At 69.5% G+C, this 21,073-nt stretch carries 21 protein-coding genes; 4 read left to right on the top strand and 17 right to left on the bottom strand.

All coding sequences use genetic code 11. The annotated features are described in order from the left end of the window. Positions 1–109: 109 nt before the first annotated feature. Positions 110–502 carry an SCO5389 family protein gene (locus GCN81_RS20945; protein ID WP_156726141.1) on the bottom strand — a complete coding sequence of 131 codons (393 nt, stop codon included), beginning with the start codon at positions 500–502 and terminating at the stop codon, positions 110–112. 256 nt (positions 503–758) lie between these two features. On the opposite strand from GCN81_RS20945, the gene nucS reads away from it, so the two are divergent. After that, entirely contained in the window at positions 759–1,430 is a 672-nt protein-coding gene (gene nucS / locus GCN81_RS20940; protein ID WP_156726140.1) for an endonuclease NucS, read from the top strand. Positions 1,431–1,694: 264 nt separating this feature from the next. On the opposite strand, the gene GCN81_RS20935 is transcribed toward nucS, so the two are convergent. From GCN81_RS20935 to GCN81_RS20925, 3 genes are all read right to left on the bottom strand, one after another. After that, positions 1,695–4,340, bottom strand: coding sequence for a P-loop NTPase family protein (locus GCN81_RS20935; protein ID WP_156726139.1), 2,646 nt, complete (start codon positions 4,338–4,340; stop codon positions 1,695–1,697). 258 nt (positions 4,341–4,598) lie between these two features. Beyond that, positions 4,599–4,913: an STAS domain-containing protein gene (locus GCN81_RS20930; RefSeq protein WP_156726138.1), complete on the bottom strand. Its 315-nt coding sequence runs from the start codon at positions 4,911–4,913 to the stop codon at positions 4,599–4,601. 168 nt (positions 4,914–5,081) lie between these two features. Beyond that, a complete protein-coding gene (locus GCN81_RS20925; RefSeq protein WP_156726137.1) occupies positions 5,082–5,930 on the bottom strand; it encodes a 3-hydroxyacyl-CoA dehydrogenase family protein in 849 nt (282 codons plus the stop codon). A 213-nt stretch (positions 5,931–6,143) separates the two neighbouring features. Here GCN81_RS20925 and GCN81_RS20920 point away from each other — a divergent pair, with 213 nt between their 5' ends. After that, positions 6,144–6,716, top strand: coding sequence for a cob(I)yrinic acid a,c-diamide adenosyltransferase (locus tag GCN81_RS20920; protein WP_156726136.1), 573 nt, complete (start codon positions 6,144–6,146; stop codon positions 6,714–6,716). A 13-nt stretch (positions 6,717–6,729) separates the two neighbouring features. Here GCN81_RS20920 and GCN81_RS20915 read toward each other — a convergent pair whose 3' ends face one another. Then, complete coding sequence (locus tag GCN81_RS20915) at positions 6,730–7,299, bottom strand: hypothetical protein (protein WP_156726135.1); 570 nt, start codon at positions 7,297–7,299, stop codon at positions 6,730–6,732. A gap of 180 nt (positions 7,300–7,479) precedes the next feature. On the opposite strand from GCN81_RS20915, the gene GCN81_RS20910 reads away from it, so the two are divergent. Next, the gene (locus GCN81_RS20910; RefSeq protein ID WP_231626869.1) at positions 7,480–8,676 is read left to right on the top strand and encodes a sensor histidine kinase; all 1,197 of its coding nucleotides are present in this window, start codon (positions 7,480–7,482) and stop codon (positions 8,674–8,676) included. Further along, positions 8,673–9,347, top strand: a complete 675-nt coding sequence (locus GCN81_RS20905; RefSeq protein WP_156726134.1) for a response regulator — start codon at positions 8,673–8,675, stop codon at positions 9,345–9,347. The genes GCN81_RS20910 and GCN81_RS20905 overlap by 4 nt, the downstream gene beginning before the upstream one ends. A 74-nt stretch (positions 9,348–9,421) precedes the next feature. Here the strand turns inward: GCN81_RS20905 and GCN81_RS20900 are convergent, their stop codons facing one another. The 12 genes from GCN81_RS20900 to GCN81_RS20845 all read right to left on the bottom strand — a co-directional run bounded on the left by GCN81_RS20900 (position 9,422) and on the right by GCN81_RS20845 (position 20,995). Continuing rightward, the gene (locus GCN81_RS20900) at positions 9,422–9,868 is read right to left on the bottom strand and encodes a DUF2550 domain-containing protein (protein WP_156726133.1); all 447 of its coding nucleotides are present in this window, start codon (positions 9,866–9,868) and stop codon (positions 9,422–9,424) included. Between the two features lie 199 nt (positions 9,869–10,067). Continuing rightward, on the bottom strand, positions 10,068–10,445 hold the full coding sequence (locus tag GCN81_RS20895) for a F0F1 ATP synthase subunit epsilon (protein ID WP_156726132.1): 378 nt from the start codon (positions 10,443–10,445) through the stop codon (positions 10,068–10,070). 129 nt (positions 10,446–10,574) lie between these two features. Next, entirely contained in the window at positions 10,575–12,029 is a 1,455-nt protein-coding gene (gene atpD / locus GCN81_RS20890; protein ID WP_156726131.1) for a F0F1 ATP synthase subunit beta, read from the bottom strand. Then, positions 12,029–12,961 carry a F0F1 ATP synthase subunit gamma gene (locus GCN81_RS20885; RefSeq protein ID WP_156726130.1) on the bottom strand — a complete coding sequence of 311 codons (933 nt, stop codon included), beginning with the start codon at positions 12,959–12,961 and terminating at the stop codon, positions 12,029–12,031. Before GCN81_RS20885 ends, atpD begins: the two co-directional genes overlap by 1 nt. Positions 12,962–12,981: 20 nt before the next feature. Further along, entirely contained in the window at positions 12,982–14,586 is a 1,605-nt protein-coding gene (gene atpA, locus GCN81_RS20880) for a F0F1 ATP synthase subunit alpha (protein ID WP_156726129.1), read from the bottom strand. Positions 14,587–14,762: 176 nt separating this feature from the next. Continuing rightward, positions 14,763–15,584, bottom strand: coding sequence for a F0F1 ATP synthase subunit delta (locus GCN81_RS20875; RefSeq protein WP_156726128.1), 822 nt, complete (start codon positions 15,582–15,584; stop codon positions 14,763–14,765). After that, positions 15,581–16,120, bottom strand: a complete 540-nt coding sequence (locus GCN81_RS20870; RefSeq protein WP_156726127.1) for a F0F1 ATP synthase subunit B — start codon at positions 16,118–16,120, stop codon at positions 15,581–15,583. The genes GCN81_RS20875 and GCN81_RS20870 overlap by 4 nt, the downstream gene beginning before the upstream one ends. 40 nt (positions 16,121–16,160) lie before the next feature. Continuing rightward, positions 16,161–16,397, bottom strand: coding sequence for an ATP synthase F0 subunit C (atpE, locus tag GCN81_RS20865; protein WP_156726126.1), 237 nt, complete (start codon positions 16,395–16,397; stop codon positions 16,161–16,163). Between the two features lie 82 nt (positions 16,398–16,479). After that, positions 16,480–17,274, bottom strand: coding sequence for a F0F1 ATP synthase subunit A (gene atpB, locus GCN81_RS20860; protein ID WP_156726309.1), 795 nt, complete (start codon positions 17,272–17,274; stop codon positions 16,480–16,482). A 236-nt stretch (positions 17,275–17,510) separates the two neighbouring features. Beyond that, the gene (locus GCN81_RS20855) at positions 17,511–17,948 is read right to left on the bottom strand and encodes a hypothetical protein (protein WP_156726125.1); all 438 of its coding nucleotides are present in this window, start codon (positions 17,946–17,948) and stop codon (positions 17,511–17,513) included. A gap of 251 nt (positions 17,949–18,199) precedes the next feature. Continuing rightward, positions 18,200–19,570 (bottom strand): MraY family glycosyltransferase, encoded by a 1,371-nt coding sequence (locus GCN81_RS20850; RefSeq protein WP_156726124.1) that lies wholly within the window; start codon positions 19,568–19,570, stop codon positions 18,200–18,202. Positions 19,571–19,705: 135 nt separating this feature from the next. Then, on the bottom strand, positions 19,706–20,995 hold the full coding sequence (locus GCN81_RS20845) for a serine hydroxymethyltransferase (protein WP_156726123.1): 1,290 nt from the start codon (positions 20,993–20,995) through the stop codon (positions 19,706–19,708). Between the last annotated feature and the right edge of the window lie 78 nt (positions 20,996–21,073).

The raw sequence follows: 21,073 nt of genomic DNA, 5'->3' as shown, positions 1-21,073 counted from the left end.
GGCCACGGGGCACAGGCCACCGGGCACAGGCCACGGGGCACATGCCACCGGACCGGGCTGCCGCCCCGGACAACTACACCTCCCGCGTACGGGGCGACAGCGACTGGGCTCAGCAGTCCCTGAGTTCCGGTGACTGGTTCAGCAACTGGCCCCTGATCGAGGTGAAACGGGCCAGCCGGTCGTCAACCGCGGAGTCCAGCGGAAAGACCGCGACACGATGACAGTTCTGAAATGCGAGGCGCACTCCGAAGTGCCGCTCCAGGGCACCACGTATCGCGTCACTCGCCAGCGCACGCAGAAGCTGACCACGCGCCTGCTCGTTGGGCGGCGGCGTCTGGTTGTCGGCGAACTCACCACCGTCGACCTTCAGCTGTGCCACCAGGGAGCTGACCATCTCCCACGCAAAAGGCAGGGAGGTCCGGACGCAGTCGACGAAGGCGGCTTCGTCGACCTCGCCTCGCTCGGCCTGTTCCAACAGTGCCGGTGAGACGTCGAGCGACATGAGTTCTCCTCTCGCGCCCCCGGGCGTCCGGGGGCTGACGGACAGGCCAGGAGCTCGCCTACGCAGCGTGCACGCGCCGCGACCTCCCGCTTATACGGTAAGCATCGTGTCCTCCCCGCACCAGGAGAATGCGCGCACAACTGGCCAAAAACGAACAGGGGTCAACTGGATATAAGGGGCGGCCCAATGGGCCCGAGGCGACGGACGTGACGGGCGAATCGCGTGGGACCCCGGAGGTCGAGTAGCGTTGCCGACCATGCGTCTTGTCATCGCCCGCTGCTCCGTGGACTACGCGGGCAGGCTCACCGCCCATCTGCCCCTCGCGCCCCGTCTGATCCTGGTCAAGGCGGACGGCAGCGTCTCCATCCACGCGGACGACCGGGCCTACAAGCCCCTCAACTGGATGTCACCGCCCTGCACGCTCAAGGAGGGCACCGGCGACGACGCCGGTGTCTGGACTGTCGTGAACAAGGCGGGCGAGAAGCTCATCATCACCATGGAGGAGGTGCTGCACGACTCCTCGCACGAACTGGGCGTGGACCCCGGCCTTATCAAAGACGGCGTGGAAGCACACCTCCAAGAGCTGCTGGCCGACCGGATCGAGACCCTCGGCGAGGGCTACACCCTGATCCGCCGTGAGTATCCGACCGCGATCGGCCCGGTCGACATCCTGTGCCGGGACGCGGACGGCATGACCGTGGCCGTGGAGATCAAGCGGCGGGGCGAGATCGACGGCGTGGAGCAGCTCACGCGCTATCTCGAACTCCTCAACCGCGACCCGCATCTGGCGCCCGTGCGCGGTGTCTTCGCGGCTCAGGAGATCAAGCCGCAGGCGCGTGTCCTGGCGACCGACCGGGGCATGGGATGCGCGGTCCTCGACTATGACGCGCTGCGCGGCATCGAGGACGACAAGCTCAGGCTCTTCTAGTGCCCCGGCAGGCAACGTTCGCCCGTTAAGGAGCGGCGTCCGGTGCGTGCTCTCGGCGTGCCGGGTGCGAGCCCTCGTACTGGATGTACTTGGGCTTGTGCCCGGTGCGCCGAGAGTGCGTGCCGGGCGTCGCGACGGGGCGAATGTTGCCTGTTGGGGCACTAGCGACCCAGGCTCCTCGCACGCGTACACAGCACGGTGCCGCGCCACCCGGGAGGTGTTCCGGGTGGCGCGGCACCGTCGTGTTCAGCGGCACCGTCGTGTTCAGATGACGGGGTCCGACCCGCTCGGTGAGCTGGCGGCGCTGCCGCTGCTCGCTGGGGCGCTGCTGCTCGCTGGAGCGCTGCTGCTCGCGGGTGCGCTGCTGCTGGCCGGGGCGCTGCTCTTCACCGGTGTGCTGGATGTCGGGGCGCTCGCCGTCGAGGTCTCCGGCGGCTCCTCGGTGGTGGGCTCCGGCTCGGGCGTGGTCGTCGGCTCCGGGTCCGGCGTCGTGGGGTCCGGGTCCGGCGTGGTCGGGTCCGGGTCGGGGTCCGGGTCGGGGGCGGTCGGCTTGGGTGTGGTCGGGTCCGGGGATGTGGGGTCCGGGTCGTCCGACGTGGTGGGGTCCGGGGAGCTGGGCTGCGTACCGGAGGCGGACGGGTCGGGTGTGGCCGACGGGTCGGCGGTGCCGGACGGGTCGCCCGGCTCGCCGGTGCCGTCCGGGCGCGCCGTGCCGCGGGCCACGTCGGGGCCGCCGCCGTTACCGGGACGGCTGGTGGCCGGGGCTCCGCCGGTGTCCTTGTCCGCCCGGTCGGCGGGGAGACCGCCGTCGCCGCCGTCCTCGCTGGCCGACTGGTCCGGCTTGACGCTGTTGGGAGGCGGCTCCTCGCCGGAGGTCGCGCCGAGGGTCACCACCGTGCCCAGTACGGCGGCGAGCAGGGCGCCCGCCCCCGCGGCGGCCAGATTGCGCCGGGCGCTGCTGAAGAGGGTGCGGCGGGTCCCGGCCGTTGACAGACCAGCACCTCCGGATACCGGGCCCTGCTGCCGGGTGACCAACGTCTCGTCCGGTGTGTACTGCGGCGTGGGGAACGGCAGGGCCGCGGGTACACCACGCGGCGGCGACGCCGACTCCTCGTACCGCGCGGCCGGCACCTCCTCGCCCGCTGGCGTGCGCCCGCCGTGCACGGCGCCGCCCGAGCGGTCGGCGACCAGCGCCAGGGCCCGCCGGCCGGCGACCGTGCCGCGCTTGTCCGCGAGCACCCCGCGCATCCCGATGGATGCCTCCAGCTCGGCGCGGGCCCGGTCCAACTGGCCGCCGAGGAGCGCGAGTATGCCGAGGTCGTGGTGGAAGTACGCCTCTTCGGCGACCTCTCCGGCCAGCCGTGCCGCCTCCAGACCGGTGCGCAGCGCCCGCTCCCAGGCGCTCCAGCCCAGCCCGGCCGCGAACGCCGGTGCCGCTGTCCGGGCCAGCAGCACCGCGGTGCTCAACTGCCCGGAGTCACCGCCTGGCACCTGTGCGGTCAGCGCGGCCAGCAGCGCGTCCGCCTCGGCGACGGCCCGCTCCGGGGTCACCGACGGGTGCCCGGCCCACCAGGCGTAGTGCTGAGCGGCGGTGTGCGCCCGCTCGGCGCTGTCATCGCCGTACCCGCCCGCCAGCAGCTGGGTCAGCACCCCGGCCGCGAGCCGGTGGCGCGCGCCGACGGGGGTGACCAGGGCGACGCCGGCCAGTTCGCCGAGTGCGGCGTCCGCGTGGGTGTCACCGACCAGGGCGGGCAGATGCGCCTGGTGCGGTACCTCACCGCCGAGCGCGACGGCGAAGCGCAGCGTGGCGCGGGCCGACTCGCTCAGCCGCGAGGCGAGCAGTACGGCGGGCGCGGCGCCTTCGGCGATGCTCGGCAGGGGTACGTCGTGACCGTCCTCGGCGTCGAAAGGCGCGTCGTGGGGAGCGGCACCCGGGCCGTCGAAGTAGCCGTACGCGTCGAAGGCGCCAGGGTCGGCGCGCAGTTGGTCGCGCTGTCTGAGCAGGGCCCCGGCCTGGACGAAGCGCAGCGGCAGCCCCTCGGACTCGAACCACAGGTCACCGGCCCAGGCTGCCTCGTCCTCGGTGAGCGTCCGGTCCACGCACCGCTCAAGGAGCTCCAGGCCGCCACTGCGGCTGAGCCCGCCGAGGAAGACCTCTTCGAGGTGCGAGTCGGGCGAGGGTGCGGCGACCTCGGGCGTCGCGGCGAGCAGGAAGGCGCACTCGGGCGTGGCGTCGAGGAGTTCGTCCAGGGCCGGTCCGCCGAATTCGAGGTCGTCCACGACGACGACCGCTCCGACGCCGCTGACCAGCTCAAGGAGTTCGCCGCGGTCGGGGCGGTGACGCTCGGCCGTGAAGGCGGCGGTGTAGAGGTCGAAGAGCAGGTCGGCGGCAGTGCGGCGGTGGCCGCTCAGGCGAATGACGCCGTCTGGCGCGAGGTCCGCGCAGTCGTCCGCGACGGTGTCGAGCAGGCTGCTGCGGCCCGATCCGGCGGGTCCGGTGAGCCGCACCGAGCGCCCGCGCGCGAGCAGGCGTACGAGCCGCTCACGCTCCTCCTGGCGCTCCAGGAGCGGCGGCACGGTCCCGGACCCGGCCTCGCCGCTGGGCGCCAGGGGCCGCTGAGCGGACCGGTTCAGCTCGGCTCGCTCGGTGGGGCTGTACTTCCGGGGCGTGGGCGGCTGCTCACCCGGCGGACATGGCTCGATCTCGCTGCCGTCGACGGGGTTGACCGTCAGCAGGAAGTCGCCCGAAACCAGTTGGACCACGCGGGCGGGCACCGGCCCGCCGCGGTCGGGAGTGAGCGCGTCACGCGGCGGGCGCGGTGGACCCGCGCCGCCCGGGGTGCCCCCGCGCTCACCGAAGTCGCCGCTGTCGTGACCGTGCTCTTCCGGTCCCTTATGTGTCGAATCCATGGATAAAGCCCCCCAAAAGCGTCGTATGCGTCGGCTCCCCGGCCTTTCGCACACTCCCCTCGGGCCTCGCGGCCCGACGGAACCCCCTCCGTCGCATCTGGTCCGGCACTCCCCGCCGCCCGTATCCGGGCAAGGGTGAGCGACCGAACCATAGACCGAGCCCCAGTATCGCGGAACACCCGGGGTCCCGCGCCGTCCACGACGTCACAGTCTTATGAGGATTGCGCGCCTGGACCAGGCTGCTCCCGCTTCGGACTCTTACAGCGGGTGTGCGCCGATTCCGCCTTCGATCGCCAGGATGCGATGCAGCCGGGTCGCCACCAGCAGCCGCTGTGTCTGCGGCGGTACGTTGCGCAGCACCAGGCGGCGGCCGCAGCGGCCGGCCTGGCGGTGCGCCCCCATGATCACGCCGAGCCCGGTGGCGTCCAGCGCGTCGAGACCCGAGAGGTCGACGACGAGGTCGCCGACCCCTTCGTCCAGGGCCGCCTGCAAGACCGTCCGGGCGTCCGCCGCGCTTCGGACGTCGAGGCGGCCCCCGACGGTCAGCTCGGCGTGGTCGCCCCTGATGTGCATATGCGCTCCCGAGAGTGCCGCGTAGTCATGCCACCGTTGTCACTGTGGTCTCATGTCATCTCACTGAACTGACTGGCCTACGGGTACAGAAGTTGTCGTCCGTAAGCGAACCGATACCCAATTCACCCGCGAGAGGGACCTCTTGTGGGCTTTCGGTGCTCAGTGACGTCAGTACTGGTAGTACCCCTGGCCGCTCTTACGCCCGATGTCGCCCGCGTCGACCATGCGGCGCATCGCCTCCGGCGGAGCGAACTTCTCGTCCTGGGACTCGGTGTAGATGTTCTCCGTCGCGTGCAGCAGGATGTCGACGCCGGTCAGGTCGGCGGTCGCCAGCGGCCCCATGGCGTGGCCGAAGCCCAGCTTGCAGGCGATGTCGATGTCCTCGGCCGACGCCACACCCGACTCGTGCAGCTTGGCGGCCTCGACGACCAGGGCCGAGATCAGCCGCGTGGTGACAAAGCCCGCCACGTCGCGGTTGACGACGATGCAGGTCTTGCCGACCGACTCGGCGAACTCCCGGGCCTTGGCGAGGGTTTCGTCGCTGGTCTTGTAGCCGCGCACCAGCTCACAGAGCTGCATCATCGGCACCGGCGAGAAGAAGTGGGCGCCGACGACCCGCTCCGGACGCTGCGTCACGGCCGCGATCTTGGTGATCGGGATGGCGGAGGTGTTGGAGGCGAGGATCGTCTCGTCCTTCACCAGTTCGTCGAGGGTGCGGAAGATCTCGTGCTTGACCTCCAGCTTCTCGAAGACGGCCTCGACCACGACATCGGCGTCGGCGGCCGCGCCCAGATCGGTGGTGGTGGTGATCCGGTCCAGCGCCGCCTCGGCGTCCTCGGCGCTCAGCTTGCCCTTGGTGACGAACTTGTCGTACGAGGCCTTGATGCCGTCGGTACCGCGCGTGAGGGCGGCGTCGGTGACATCGCGCAGCACCACGTCCCAGCCCGCCTGGGCGGAGACCTGAGCGATCCCGGCCCCCATGAGTCCGGCTCCGATGACGGCGAGCTTCCTGGCCACTGTGCGATCCCCTCACGTACTAACACGCTGTTTACGTGTGCTCACGGCGGAGACTAGTGCCCGTGAGGCCCGTTCGGGGCATGACGAGATGCGCGTCACGCCCTATCTGACGGAGATCACACCCTGAGGGCTCAGCAGCCCGTCCGCACGGCGTAGTTGAAGGGCTTTTCGCCCGGTAAACCTCGTCGGCTTCCACGCAGTAACCTCGGCTACATGGTCATTCTGTCGCGCATCTACACCCGTACCGGGGACAAGGGCACCACCGCCCTCGGAGACATGAGCCGTACGGCCAAGACCGATCTGCGGATCTCGGCGTACGCCGACGCCAACGAGGCCAATGCCGCCATCGGCACGGCCGTCGCCCTCGGGCAGCTTCCGGAGGAGGTCATCAAGGTCCTGGTCCGGGTCCAGAACGACCTGTTCGACGTGGGGGCCGATCTGTCGACGCCCGTCGTCGAGAACCCCGAGTTCCCACCGCTGCGCGTCGAGCAGGCCTACATCGACAAGCTGGAAGCGGACTGCGACCACTTCAACGAGCGGCTGGACAAGCTCCGCTCCTTCATCCTGCCTGGCGGCACTCCGGGCGCGGCGCTGCTGCACCAGGCGTGCACCGTGGTCCGCCGGGCCGAGCGGTCCACCTGGGCGGCGCTCGAGGCGCACGGCGACGTGATGAACGCGCTGACGGCGACGTACCTCAACCGGCTCTCCGACCTCCTGTTCATCCTCGCGAGGACGGCGAACAAGGAGGTCGGCGACGTGCTGTGGGTACCGGGCGGCGAGCGCTGACCAGGCGACGCGGCTAGAGCTTGCTCAGGGGCCGCTCTTCGGCGGTCCCCGCGGGGGCCTGCTTCGGGAAGAGCGTGTAGCTGGCGGCGATCACCAGATTGATGCCGATCACGAGGAGCATCGTCGTCTGCCACGACCGCAGCGAGCTGATCGAGCCGTCCCCGCCCACGTACCAGACCGCCCCCTGGAGCAGTGCCAGGGCGACACCCGCCGCGAGTGTCCAGTGCGCGGCGACCTTCCACTCGTGGACGGCCCGCGCCCTCCCGTACTTCGGCGGCCTGACCGGCGGCGGGCCGCCCGCGAACCGGTGCGCGAACCGCGCGTCCGCCCACTTGATGGTGCGGTGCCCGAGGCCCACCGAGAAGCCGATGTAGACGGCGGCCAGACCGTGCTTCCAGTCCGGTTCCGCGCCGTTCTTCAGGTCGATCGCCGTCACGACGAACAGCACGAGTTCCAGCAGCGGCTCGCAGAGCAGCACGGCCAGGCCCGCGCGCGGCATCCTGGCCAGATAGCGCAGCGAGAGGCCGCCCGCCAGCAGCACCCAGAATCCGACTTCGCAGATGATGATCAACGTGACGATCACGGCGTCTCTCCTCTCTCCTCTCGGGACCACTCCGACAGGCTCAAGCGTCCCGCCGCTCGGAGGCCGGATCGTCGTCGCCAGTGACGAAGTGCGACTGCATCCTTCGATGTAGCCGCTGAGGCCTGAACCTCACCCGAGGTACGGACGCCAGGGCGCCGCTCGCCGTGTTGGATAGGGGACGTGACACCGCTCCCCCGCCCACACCGCGACGACGTGCTCATCGCCGTCGTCGGCCTGCTCGGCGGCCTGCTGATGTGGGCGCTCGGCCTGTCGACGGGCGGCACGCGGGTGCTCGGCGAGTCCTGGACGCCGCTGCCGCTCGCGGTGATGGCCGCGATGGTGCTGCTCCGCAGGGCCGCACCGGCCATCGCGCTGCTGGTCGGCACGTTCGCGCTGGTCGCGGACCAGCTCACCTCCAGCAGCCTGGTGACGGTCGTGCTGTACGCGGATCTCTTCTACGCGGCCGTGCTGTACGGCACCCCGGCGGCCGCCCGCCGCCTCCCCTGGATCGCCGCGCTCGGCACCGTCGCGGTGACGGTCGGCACCCTGGCCCTCATCCGCGAACCGGAGGCCCTGCTCGTCGGCGTGGTCACCGGTTTTGTGACGGTCGGCCCCGCCACCACCGGAGTGGTCGTACGCAACCACCGGGACGCCGCCGAGGCCGCCCGGCTGCGCGCCGAGCAGACCGCGCTGCTCGCCGAGATGGACCGGACCCAGGCCGTCACCGCCGAGCGCGCCCGGATGGCCCGCGAACTCCACGACATGGTCGCGAACCATCTCTCGGCGATCGCGATCCACTCCACCGCCGCCCTCTCCATCGACCGTCCGCAGACGTCCCGGGACGCGCTCGGGGTGATCCGCGAGAACAGCGTCGAAGGACTGGCCGAGATGCGCCGCCTGATCGGCCTGCTCCGCGCGTCCGGCGCCGAGCGCGAAGCCACCGCCGCCCCCACCCTGGACGGTCTCGCCGCCCTGGTGGAGCAGGCCCGCGCGGGCGGCTCGTCCAGCGGTCTGACCTTCACCCTCGACGACGCCCGCCGCAGCACCTCGCGCCGCCTTCCGGCACCGGTCGAGCTGGCCGCGTACCGCATCGTCCAGGAGTCCCTGACCAACGCGCTCAAGCACGCGGCACCCGGTGCGGTGTCGGTGGCCCTGGCGCAGCACGATGGCTCCCTGACGGTCCGGGTGACCAGCCCCTTCGGGGACCGCCCCGGGCCCCGCGCCCCGGGTTCCGGGGCGGGTCTGGTGGGCATGCGCGAGCGGGTGGCGCTGCTGGGCGGTGAGCTCACGGCGGGTCCGTCCGCCGATGGGCCCAAGGGGACGAAGGTGTGGCGGGTCGCGGCGGCCCTGCCGACGAACGAGGAGGAGCAGGCATGACCCCCGAGGCACAGGCACCCCAGCGGCCGATCCGGGTGCTGGTCGCCGAGGACCAGTCCGCCGTACGCGCGGGTCTTGTCCTGATTCTGCGCAGCGCGCCGGACATCGAGGTCGTCGGCGAGGCGGCGGACGGCGAGCAGGCCGTGCAGCGGGCCCGGGAGCTGCGGCCTGACCTGGTGCTGATGGACGTCCAGATGCCGCGCCTGGACGGGGTCTCGGCGACCCGGCAGGTCGTCGACGAGCGGCTGGCCGATGTGCTGGTGCTGACCACGTTCGACCTGGACGAGTACGTCTTCGGGGCGCTGCGCGCGGGCGCCAGCGGCTTCCTGCTGAAGAACACCGAGGCCCAGGACCTGCTGGACGCGGTGCGCACGGTCGCCCGTGGCGACGGACTGATCTCCCCGGCGGTGACCCGGCGGCTGATCGCCGAGTTCGCCGCGAAGTCCGCGCCCTCCGCCTCGGCGCCTGACCCCGCCGTCCTGGACGCGCTGACCCGGCGTGAGCGTGAGGTGCTGGGCAGCCTGGGCGGGGGCCTGTCGAACGCGGAGATCGCGAAGCGGCTGGACATGGCGGAGGCCACGGTGAAGACCCATGTCAGCCGTCTGCTGGCCAAGCTCGGCCTCCGCAGCCGCGTACAGGCCGCGGTACTGGCGCGGGAACTGGACGTCTGACAGCGACCGGGCGGAGAGCACGCGGGCTCTGACGGACTGCGAGTACGGGCTCTGACGTCCGGTGGGTGAGGGTCCTACGCGACGTTGACGCGCTGACCGGGCGGGGCCGCCTCCAGCCAGGCGAGGAAGCCGGTGAGCGCGTCCTCGCTCATCGCCAGCTCCAGGCGGGTGCCCCGGTGGCGGCAGCCGAGTACGACCGCGTCCGAGAGCAGCGCGAGCTCCTCCTCGCCCTCCGGGGCGCGGCGGTCGACGACCTCGATCGACGAGCGCTCAAGGAGGTGGCGGGGCCGTGGGGCGTACGAGAAGACCCGGAACCACTCGACGCGGTCGCCGTTGTAGCGGGCGACGCCGTAGCTCCAGCCCTTGCCCGAGGTGTCGGTCTCGTCCGGGATGTTCCAGCGCAGACTGCAGTCGAACGTGCCACCGGAGCGCTGGATCAGCCGTCGGCGCAGGCCGAAGACGAAGAGCCCCAGCAGCACCAGTACGACCACCAGCGCGCCCACAAGCAGAGCGAGGAACATCAACGCTGACCTCCTCGCATCATCCAGACGGGGTTTCCCCTGCTTGAGCCTAGTCGAGCGAGCCGACCGCCCTGCCGGGGACACTTCTCTCGTAGCGGTACCGCTATCCGTGCTGCTATCCGTACTGCCTCAGCCGCGGCCCGGTCTGGAAGGTCCAGTCCCGGCCGCGGCTGAGTCATCTGTCTGTGGTCGCGCTCGTTCAGCGCGCCGCCGTCACCGCACGGATGCGGACCTCGGCGCGCCGCTCGGCGGCGGCGTCAGCCTCCGCCTTGGCACGCTCGAGAGAGCGCTCCGCACGATCGACGTCGATCTCGTCGGCCAGCTCGGCGATCTCCGCCAGCAACGAGAGCTTGTTCTCCGCGAACGAGATGAAACCGCCGTGCACAGCCGCGACGACGTTCTCGCCGCTGCTGGTACGAATCGTCACCGAGCCAGACTCCAGCACACCGAGCAGCGGCTGGTGACCGGCCATGACGCCGATGTCGCCGGACGTGGTGCGCGCGACGACCAGGGTCGCCTCGCCAGACCAGACGTTACGGTCCGCGGCGACCAGCTCGACATGCAGCTCAGCAGCCAAGGGGGCTCCTCGGGTCACCACCCGGCGGTTGAGCCGGGTGTTGGGTCAAATTCTAGTGGGCGTTTCGCGGGGGGCGGGACGGACCCCGCCCCCCGCGACAAGCACGGTGCTTTTAAGCGGGCCCCGGCGTCAGGAGACGCCGAGCTCCTTGGCCTTGGCCTTCAGGTCCTCGAGGCCACCGCACATGAAGAACGCCTGCTCGGGGAAGTGGTCGTAATCACCGTCGATGATCGCGTTGAACGCGGCGATCGACTCGTCCAGCGGCACGTCCGAACCGTCCAGGCCGGTGAACTGCTTGGCGGCGTGGGTGTTCTGCGACAGGAACCGCTCGACACGGCGGGCGCGGTGGACGACCAGCTTGTCCTCTTCGCCCAGCTCGTCGATACCGAGGATCGCGATGATGTCCTGGAGGTCCTTGTACTTCTGCAGGATGCCCTTGACGCGGCTGGCCGCCTCGTAGTGCTCCTTGGTGATGTAGCGCGGGTCCAGGATGCGGGACGTCGAGTCCAGCGGGTCAACCGCCGGGTAGATGCCCTTCTCCGAGATCGGGCGCGACAGCACGGTCGTCGCGTCGAGGTGCGCGAAGGTCGTGGCCGGGGCCGGGTCGGTCAGGTCGTCCGCGGGGACGTAGATCGCCTGCATCGAGGTGATCGAGTGACCACGCGTCGAGGTGATGCGCTCCTGGAGCACACCCATCTCGTCCGCCAGGGTCGGCTGGTAACCCACCGCGGAGGGCATACGGCCGAGCAGCGTGGAGACCTCGGAACCGGCCTGGGTGAAGCGGAAGATGTTGTCGATGAAGAACAGCACGTCCTGCTTCTGCACATCGCGGAAGTACTCCGCCATGGTCAGACCGGCCAGGGCGACGCGCAGACGCGTGCCCGGCGGCTCGTCCATCTGGCCGAAGACCAGCGCGGTCTTGTCCAGAACGCCCGACTCTTCCATCTCGTCGATGAGGTCGTTGCCCTCACGCGTGCGCTCACCGACACCGGCGAACACGGAAACGCCCTCGTGCAGCTTCGCCACACGCATGATCATTTCCTGGATGAGGACGGTCTTGCCGACACCGGCGCCACCGAACAGACCGATCTTTCCACCCTTGACGTACGGGGTGAGAAGGTCGACGACCTTCAGGCCGGTCTCGAACATCTCGGTCTTGGACTCGAGCTGGTCGAAGGCGGGGGCCTTGCGGTGGATCGCCCAGCGCTCGGCCTCCTTACCGTTCTCCTCCGGCAGGTTCAGCACCTCACCAAGGGTGTTGAACACCTTGCCCTTGGTGAAGTCACCGACGGGCACCGTGATGCCCTTGCCGGTGTCGCTCACCGGGGCCTGGCGGACCAAACCGTCGGTGGGCTGCATCGAGATGGTGCGGACCACGCCGTCGCCCAGGTGCTGGGCGACCTCGAGGGTCAGCGTCTTCTTCTTGCCGTCCTCGGCCGGGTCAGCGACCTCGACGTGCAGCGCGTTGTAGATCTCCGGCATCGCGTCGACGGGGAACTCCACGTCGACGACCGGGCCGATGACCCGCGCGACGCGGCCAGTGGCCACGCCAGCGGCAGGGGCCGTCTCAGCTGTGGTGGTCATTACTTGTCACTCCCCGCGGTCGCGTCGGCCAGGGCACTCGCGCCGCCGACGATCTCGCTGATTTCCTGGGTGATTTCGGCCTGTCGGGCCGCGTTGGCAAGCCTGGAGAGGTTGTGGATCAGGTCTCCGGCGTTGTCGGTGGCCGACTTCATCGCGCGGCGGCGTGCGGCGTGCTCGGAAGCGGCCGCCTGCAGCAACGCGTTGTAGATCCGGCTCTCGACATACCGCGGCAGCAGGGCGTCGAGGACGTCCTCGGCCGACGGCTCGAATTCAAACAGCGGTCGGACCTCAGCACCTTGCTTGAAGACCTCCGCCGATTCCTCGGCAGTGCTCGAAGCGAGGGTGAGCGGCAGCATCCGCTGCTCGACCGGCGTCTGCGTCATCATCGAGACGAACTCGGTGAAGACGATGTGGAGCTCGTCCACGCCGCCATCGGCCGTGTCCCGCGTGATCGACTCGATCAGCGGCGCCGCGACCCGCTTGGCGTCCGCGTAGGTCGGGTTGTCGGTGAAGCCGGTCCACGACTCCGACACCCCACGGTCCCGGAAGTTGTAGTACGCCAGACCCTTGCGACCGACAACGTACGTATCGACGTGCTTACGCTCGTTCGTCAGCTGCGTGGTGAGGTGCTCGGCCGCCTTGATGGCGTTCGACGAGTACCCGCCGGCCAGACCGCGGTCGCTCGTGATGAGCAGGACTGCGGCCCGGGTCGGGTTCTCCACCTCGGTGGTCAGGGCGTGCTTGTTGTTCGCACCGGTGGCCACCGCGGTGACCGCGCGGGTCAGCTCGGTCGCGTACGGAGCCGAGGCCGCCACCTTGCGCTGCGCCTTGACGACACGCGAGGCGGCGATCATCTCCATCGCCTTGGTGATCTTCTTCGTCGCGGTGACGGACCGGATGCGACGCTTGTAGACCCGGAGCTGGGCTCCCATGAGTCAGGTCCCTTCCGTCGTCACTTCGAGCCGTCAGCAGCGCCGGCAGCCGGAGCGTCCTCGCCGATCAGCTTGCCGTCCGAGGTCTCGAACTGCTTCTTGAAGTCCGCGATGGCGTCCGAGACGGCGGCCAGGGTGTCGTCCGACATCTTGGCGCCCTCCTTGATGGAGGTCATCAGGCCCTGCTCCTTGCGGTGCAGGTAGTCCAGCAGCTCGCTCTCGAAACGGCGCACGTCGGCGACCGGTACGTCGTCCATGCGGCCGGTGGTGCCGGCCCAGACGGAGACGACCTGGTCCTCGGTGGCCATCGGCTGGTACTGGTCCTGCTTCAGCAGCTCGACCATCCGCTGACCGCGCTCGAGCGAGGCCTTGGACGCGGCGTCCAGGTCGGAACCGAAGGCGGCGAACGCCTCCAGCTCACGGTACTGGGCGAGGTCCACACGAAGGCGTCCGGAAACCTGCCGCATCGCCTTGTGCTGCGCGGAACCACCGACTCGGGAGACGGAGATACCGACGTTCAGCGCGGGGCGCTGACCGGCGTTGAACAGGTCCGACTCCAGGAAGCACTGGCCGTCGGTGATGGAGATGACGTTGGTCGGGATGAACGCCGACACGTCGTTCGCCTTGGTCTCGACGATCGGCAGACCCGTCATCGAGCCCTTGCCCATCTCGTCGGAGAGCTTGGCGCAACGCTCCAGCAGACGCGAGTGCAGGTAGAAGACGTCACCCGGGTAGGCCTCGCGCCCCGGCGGGCGGCGCAGCAGCAGAGACACGGCGCGGTAGGCGTCGGCCTGCTTCGAGAGGTCGTCGAAGATGATGAGGACGTGCTTGCCCTCGTACATCCAGTGCTGGCCGATGGCCGAACCGGTGTACGGCGCAAGGTACTTGAAGCCGGCCGGGTCGGACGCCGGGGCGGCGACGATGGTCGTGTACTCCAGCGCGCCGGCCTCTTCGAGCGCACCACGCACGGAGGCGATGGTGGAGCCCTTCTGGCCGACGGCGACGTAGATGCAGCGCACCTGCTTGTTCACGTCGCCCGAGCGCCAGTTGTCACGCTGGTTGATGATCGTGTCGACGGCCAGGGCGGTCTTGCCGGTCTGGCGGTCGCCGATGATCAGCTGACGCTGGCCACGGCCGATCGGGGTCATCGCGTCGACGGCCTTGTAGCCGGTCTCCATCGGCTCGTGCACCGACTTACGGACCATGACGCCCGGAGCCTGCAGCTCCAGGGCGCGGCGGCTGGACGTCTCGATCTCGCCGAGGCCGTCGATCGGGTTGCCGAGCGGGTCGACAACACGGCCGAGGTAGCCCTCGCCGACCGCGACCGACAGGACCTCGCCGGTACGGCTGACCGGCTGGCCCTCTTCGATGCCGCTGAACTCACCGAGGACGACCGCACCGATCTCGCGCTCCTCGAGGTTGAGGGCGAGGCCGAGGGTGCCGTCCTCGAACTTCAGCAGCTCGTTGGCCATGGCCGAGGGCAGGCCCTCGACCTTCGCGATGCCGTCGCCGGCCACGCTGACCGTACCGACCTCCTCGCGCGAGGCCGCGTCCGGCTTGTACGCCTGGACAAAGTTCTCCAGCGCGTCCCGGATCTCCTCCGGCCGGATCGTGAGCTCCGCCATCTGGGTTCCCTGCTCTCCTTGTTGGGCCCGAAGTTTCTTTGGGGGTCTGGGGCTGTGCCGCGAGCGGCTTCGCCGCGGGCCCCCAGAAAAACTGTGCATCTTCTGCACGGCCCAACTCGGGCCGTTAGCAATGCTTGTTGAGTTGGTGTGACGACTTCCGGTGACGACGTGCGTCGTCAGCCGGCCATCCGCCGGTTCGCGTCTTCCAGACGGTCCGCGATGGAGCCGTTGATGACCTCGTCACCGACCTGCACCCTGATCCCGCCGAGGACCGTGGGGTCCACGTCGAGGTTGAGGTGCATGTCCCGGCCGTACAGCTTGGCCAGCGCACCGGCCAGCCGCCGCTTCTGTCCGTCGGACAGCGGTACGGCCGAGGTGACCACCGCGACCGTGCGGTTACGGCGGTCGGCGGCCAGCTTGGACAGGGACTCGAGTCCCGCCTCCAGGCTACGTCCCCTGGGACGGGTCACAAGACGCTCGATCAGCCGCTCGGTGGTCGGCTCCGCGCGGCCGCCGAGCAGGCTGCGCAGCAGCTCGCCCTTGGCCTGCGTCGCGCCGCCACGGATGGTGAGCGCGGCACGCAGCTCCGTGTTGGACGCGACGATCCGGCCGAACCGGAACAGCTCGTCCTCGACGTTGTCGAGCGTGCCCGCCTGCTGGGCGGCGGTGAGGTCGGCGGTGTCCGCCAGCTCCTCCAGCGCGTCCACCAGGTCACGCGAGGCCGACCAGCGGGCCCGTACGAGACCGCCCACCAGGTCGATGGTCTCGCCGCCCACCTGGTCGCCGAGCAGCCGCCCGGCCAGCTCAGCCTTGGCCTCGCCGGACTGCGCCGGGTCGGTCAGGACCCGACGCAGCGAGACCTCGCGGTGGAGCAGCGCGGTGACCGACGCCAGTTCGGCGCCCAGCTTGGCCGCGTCGACCGAGGTGTTGTCGGTCAGCGCGTCCAGCCGCTCGCGTGCGGCGGCCAGCGCCGCACGGCTCGCTCCGTGCGCACTCATCGTGCCGCCTCGGCCTTCTCCTCGAGCTCGTCGAGGAAACGGTCGATGGTGCGGCTCTGCCGGGCGTGGTCGTCCAGCGACTCCCCGACGAGCTTTCCGGCCAGGTCGGTGGCCAGCTTGCCCACGTCCTGACGGAGCGCCGTCGAAGCCGCCTTCTTGTCGGCCTCGATCTGGGTGTGACCGGCAGCGATGATCTCCTCACGCTGCCGCTGGCCCTCGGCACGCATCTCGGCGATGAGCGTGGCGCCCTGCTCCTGCGCCTCCTGGCGCAGGCGCGCGGCCTCGTGACGCGCCTCGGCGAGCTGAGCCTTGTACTGCTCAAGAACGCTCTGGGCCTCGGTCTGCGCGGCCTCGGCCTTCTCGATGCCGCCTTCGATCGCCTCGCGACGCTCGTCCAGGGCCTTGTTGATGGCCGGGAGGAGCTTCTTGTAGAAGGCGAAGAAGACGATGCCGAAGGCGATCAGGCCGATGACGATCTCCGGCCAGACCGGCGCCAGAGGCGACTGAGCCTCCTCGGCTGCCAGATACCAGTTCATCGTGGTGGACCTTTCCTCGGGTGTGGCTACGGCCGAAACATCAGGTGACGATGAACGGAACGACGAAGCCGATCAGGGCGAGGGCCTCGACGACGGCGAAGCCGAGCAGCATGTTCTGGCGGATCAGGCCAGCGGCCTCGGGCTGGCGGGCGATGGCCTGCACGCCGTTACCGAAGATGATGCCGATGCCGATACCCGGGCCGATCGCGGCGAGGCCGTAACCGATGGTGCCGACGTTGCCGTTGACGGCCGCGAGGGTCTCGAATGCAGCAGACATGTCCGTGGTTCCTTCTCTTGGTGGGCCGGTGGAGGGTGCGTCCACCGGACGTCATGGGGGGCCGGAGGTGGCTGGGACCTGCTCAGTGCGCTTCTTCGAGCGCCTGAGAGAGGTAGGTGGCGGTCAGCACGGTGAAGACGTACGCCTGCAGTGCCTGGATGAAGAGTTCGAAGACGGTGAGGATCAACGTCATGACGAACGAGGCGGAGGCGTAGACCGTGCCGAGCACGCTGCCGAGCATGTACCAGGTCGCGATCGTGAAGATCAGGATCAGGATGTGACCCGCGAACATGTTCGCGAAAAGTCGGACCGCAAGCGTGAACGGGCGCACGAAGACATTCGAGATGAACTCGAGCGGCGTCAGCAGCACGTAGATCGGCTTGGGCAGACCGCTCGGCACACACAGGTTGCGAATGCCGCCGACGAATCCGTTGGTCTTGAACGTCACCGTCATGTAGGTGACCCAGACAACGAGCGCCAGACCGACCGGATAGGCGATCACCGAGCTGACCGGGAACTGCGCCAGCGGAATCAGCGCCCAGAGGTTCAGCATCCAGACGAAGAAGAACAACGACACCAGCAGCGGGACGAACGGTTCGCCCTTCTTGCCGATGACTTCCTTGGCGATGCCGCGGTGCACGAAGTCGTACAGCGCTTCGGCGACCATCTGGAGCTTGCCGGGTACGACCTTGGCCTTGGAGAAGCCAGCCCAGAAGAACGCCAGGATCAGGAAGGTACCGATGAGCGCGAGCAGCATCGGCTTGTTGAATTCGACAGGCCCGATGGTGAAGATCGGCTCGAAGATGAACGACCACACGCTGGGGGCGGGGAAGCCGCACCCCTGGAACAGGTGACAGTCGGTCTCGAATGCGAGCATCTGGGCGTCAGCAGTCACCAGGAGCTCCTTCTGCGTGGCGCATGGATACGGCAACCTCGTTGAGTCTGAGCGGCGGGGCAGCCGCAGGTCGGCACCGGTGTGGTCTTACAAGGAAGTGGCGGCGGACAGGCGCAGAGCCTCGCGATGTGGCAGGCGTCAGCTCTGGTGCCCGCGCCCGCAGTGCCGCAGTCGGGATCGGACGATAGCAGCCCGTCACGTGAGGACTTATACCGGCCCTACTTTTCACGCGACGCTCCCGTCCCATGGGAGTCACCTTCAGCGGCGGGGTCCACGTAAAGGGTCTTCCCCTTCAGCTGGGCAAGCGCCTGCGCCACGATCCACACGACAACGGCGATCACCAGGGTCAACGCGAAAGCCTTGTGGTGAAAGACCGTGGTGTTCCTGACCGCGAGGATGAAGACCAGCAGGATCACGAGCTGAACGAAGTAGACCATCAGCGCCATGCCCTGGAGGAGTTGGGGCATGGCCTTGGCTACGTACTGCAGCCCGACCTGCCCGGCTCCCATGAAGAGAATGACCACCAGCGAGCCCAGGATCGCTCCGAAAGCGCCCTTACCACCGACGGCGACTCCACTGACCACGGCGGCGAGAACGCCGACCGCGGCCGCGGGTACGACCATCGGGAAGAGCGTGCGTAGGGCACTGGACTGCATGGCGGCAAGGCTCCACTTACTGAAGGGGACGAGTTGTCGTCATGAACGAGCGTAAGCCCGGGTCAGGTGGGGCTTCGCATGCCACCGGACCGTCGGACGACGGCCAAACGGCCCTACCCCGGGATCTCGTGAACGGTATCACAAACTATTTGATGAGGTCTTTACCTAGCGAGTGTGCCCACTGTCACACATGAGGGCTAATGCGCGCGCCTGAGCGCCGAGTTGGGCGTCATGCCTGCTATGGGGCCTTCTCAGCGCGAGGCGCTGTCCGCTTTACGGCGAATTGCGAAACGGGATCGAGTGCCAATCGCCGTTGATCCGTTGACGCCTCCCGGACGGCTCGCCGTCACAGGAGCCTCCGCGGCCTCAGCAGGTTCCTCCAGCACCTCAGGCCCCTCAGGCCCCTCAGGCACAGAGGTCGCGGCCGCCTCGGTCGGCTCGGTTACGGGCCGCCGAACACGGCGGTAACGCGGCGGTACGAAGGACTGGGCCCAGAGCGGGGCCCGAGGCGTGAAGCGGGGCAGCAGGAGCAGGACCAGACCGACCGCGCTGAGGGCGACCAGGACCAGGACGATCCACATCGAGGCCGAGTTCACCGAGTAGGCGAGGGTGCCGAAGGCGATCAGGCCGGACCAGAAGTACATGATCAGCACCGCGCGGCTGTGCGAGTGCCCGATCTCCAGGAGCCGGTGGTGCAGGTGGCCCCGGTCAGCGGCGAACGGCGACTGGCCGCGCCAGGTCCGCCGGACGATCGCCAGCACCAGGTCAGCGGCCGGTACGGCGATGATCGTCAGCGGCAGCAGCAGCGGGATGTACACCGGCACCGTCTGGTGCACGGCCGCCTTCTCGGAGCCCGCGAAGAGGTTCATCGCGTCCGGGTCCACCTGACCCGTGATGGAGATCGCGGCCGCCGCGAGCACCAGGCCGATCAGCATTGAGCCCGAGTCGCCCATGAAGATCCGGGCCGGATGCATGTTGTGCGGCAGGAAGCCGAGGCACATGCCCATCAGGATCGCCGCGAAGAGCGTCGCCGGGGCGGCGTCCTCAAGCCCGTAGCCGTACCAGATCCGGTACGCGTACATGAAGAACGCCGTGGCCGCGATACACACCATCCCGGCCGCGAGCCCGTCCAGGCCGTCCACGAAGTTGACGGCGTTGATGGTGATCAGCACCAGCGCGACGGTCAGCAGGGTGCCCTGCCCCTGGGTCAGCGAGACCGAACCGACGCCCGGCACCGGCAGCCACAGGATCGTCAGGCCCTGGATCACCATGACGCCCGCGGCGACCATCTGCCCGCCCAGCTTGACCAGCGCGTCCAGCTCGAACTTGTCGTCAAGGACGCCGATGATCCAGATCAGGGCGGCGCCGGAGAGCAGCGCCCGGGGCTCGTTGGACTGCTCGAACACCGGCTTCAGGTTGGTCAGATGGGCGGCCACCAGCAGACCCGCGCAGAGACCGAAGAACATAGCGATGCCACCGAGCCGCGGCGTCGGCTCACGGTGCACGTCCCGCGCGCGGATCTCCGGCATCGCCCCGGCGACGATGGCGAACTTCCGCACCGGCCCGGTCAGGAGATAGGTGACCGCAGCCGTGACGCAAAGCGTCAGCAGATATTCACGCACGGGCTTCCCCACTGGTATCGCTGGCCATCTGAGCCCCACACACTAGCCGTGTGCGCATACGGTTAGGGACTTCCGGGTAGCGAGGATGGTTGCACGGAATGCCCGCCGACCACGCCGACGGGCTGCGCCTACCCGCTACCGGGCGGAATACAGCGGCGGATACGGCGGGAATCTCTCGGCGAGCGCACGCACCTCGTCCCGTACCTTCCGCACACCTTCGGCCTGATCCCCGTCCTCACGGAGCGCGGCCGACACCAGTACGGCGATGCGGGCCATCTCCGCCTCGCGCATGCCCTGGGTCGTCACGGCCGCGGTACCCAGCCGCAGCCCACGTGCGTCGCCGTGCGGCAGTGCGCACACGTCGACGACCAAGCCAGCCCCGCCGAGCAGTCCTCGCGCGCTACGGGCGTCGCTGGCGCGCGGGGCCGGGTCGGCGACGATGAGGTGGGTGTCCGTACCGCCGGTGGCGATCGTGAGGCCCTCGGTGGCCAGGCCGTCGGCCAGCACCCGGGCGTTGGCGACCACCTGATGGGCGTACGCCGTGTACGCGGGCGTGGCCGCCTCGCCGAAGGCCACCGCCTTGGCGGCGATCGTGTGCATCTGCGCGCCGCCCTGCGTGAAGGGGAAGACCGCCCGGTCGATCCGTTCCGCCAGCGCGGACCGGCACAGCAGCAGGCCGCCCCGGGGGCCGCGCAGCACCTTGTGGGTGGTGGCGCAGACGACGTCCGCGTACGGGACGGGGCTCGGCGCCGCTCCCCCGGCGACCAGGCCGATGGGGTGCGCGACGTCGGCGATCAGGTAGGCGCCGATCTCGTCGGCGAGCTCGCGGAAGGCCGCGTAGTCGATGTGCCGGGGATAGGAGATCGAACCGCAGACCAGGGCCTTGGGGCGGTGGGTGCGGGCCAGCGTGCGCAGTTGCTCGTAGTCGATCAGGCCGGTCTCGGCGTCGACTCCGTAGCCGATGAACTCGAACCAGCGCCCGGAGAAGTTGGCGGGCGATCCATGGGTGAGGTGGCCGCCGTGCGGCAGGCCCATCGCGAGCACCGTGTCACCGGGGCGCAGCAGCGCGGCGTACGCGGCCAGCACGGCCGACGACCCGGAGTGCGGCTGGACGTTCGCGTGCTCGGCGCCGAAGAGCGCCTTGGCCCGCTCGACGGCGAGCCGCTCGGCGACGTCGACCACTTCGCAGCCGCCGTGGTGGCGGGCACCGGGGTACCCCTCGGCGTACTTGTTGGCGAGCGGCGAGCCGAGGGCCGTCAGGACGGCCAGGGAGGTGAAGTTCTCGGCGGCGATCAGCTGGAGGCCGGAGCACTGGCGCTCCAGTTCAGCGCTCAGCACGTCGGCGAGCTCGGGGTCCTGGCGCCGCAGCGCGTCGAAGTCCGCGGGCGCTGTGCGGGCGGCGGTGGGTTCGGTGCTGACCGGCATGTTCGGCTCCGGGCCTCGCAGGGGTGGCCCCTCCAATGTAGGACGGCCCCTGACGGCGCGCCCGGCTGACGGCGCGGC

Origin of the sequence: Streptomyces apocyni (genome assembly GCF_009739465.1) — a bacterium.
GTDB lineage: Bacteria > Actinomycetota > Actinomycetes > Streptomycetales > Streptomycetaceae > Streptomyces > Streptomyces apocyni.
This window is presented reverse-complemented; position numbering and strand designations above follow the sequence as displayed.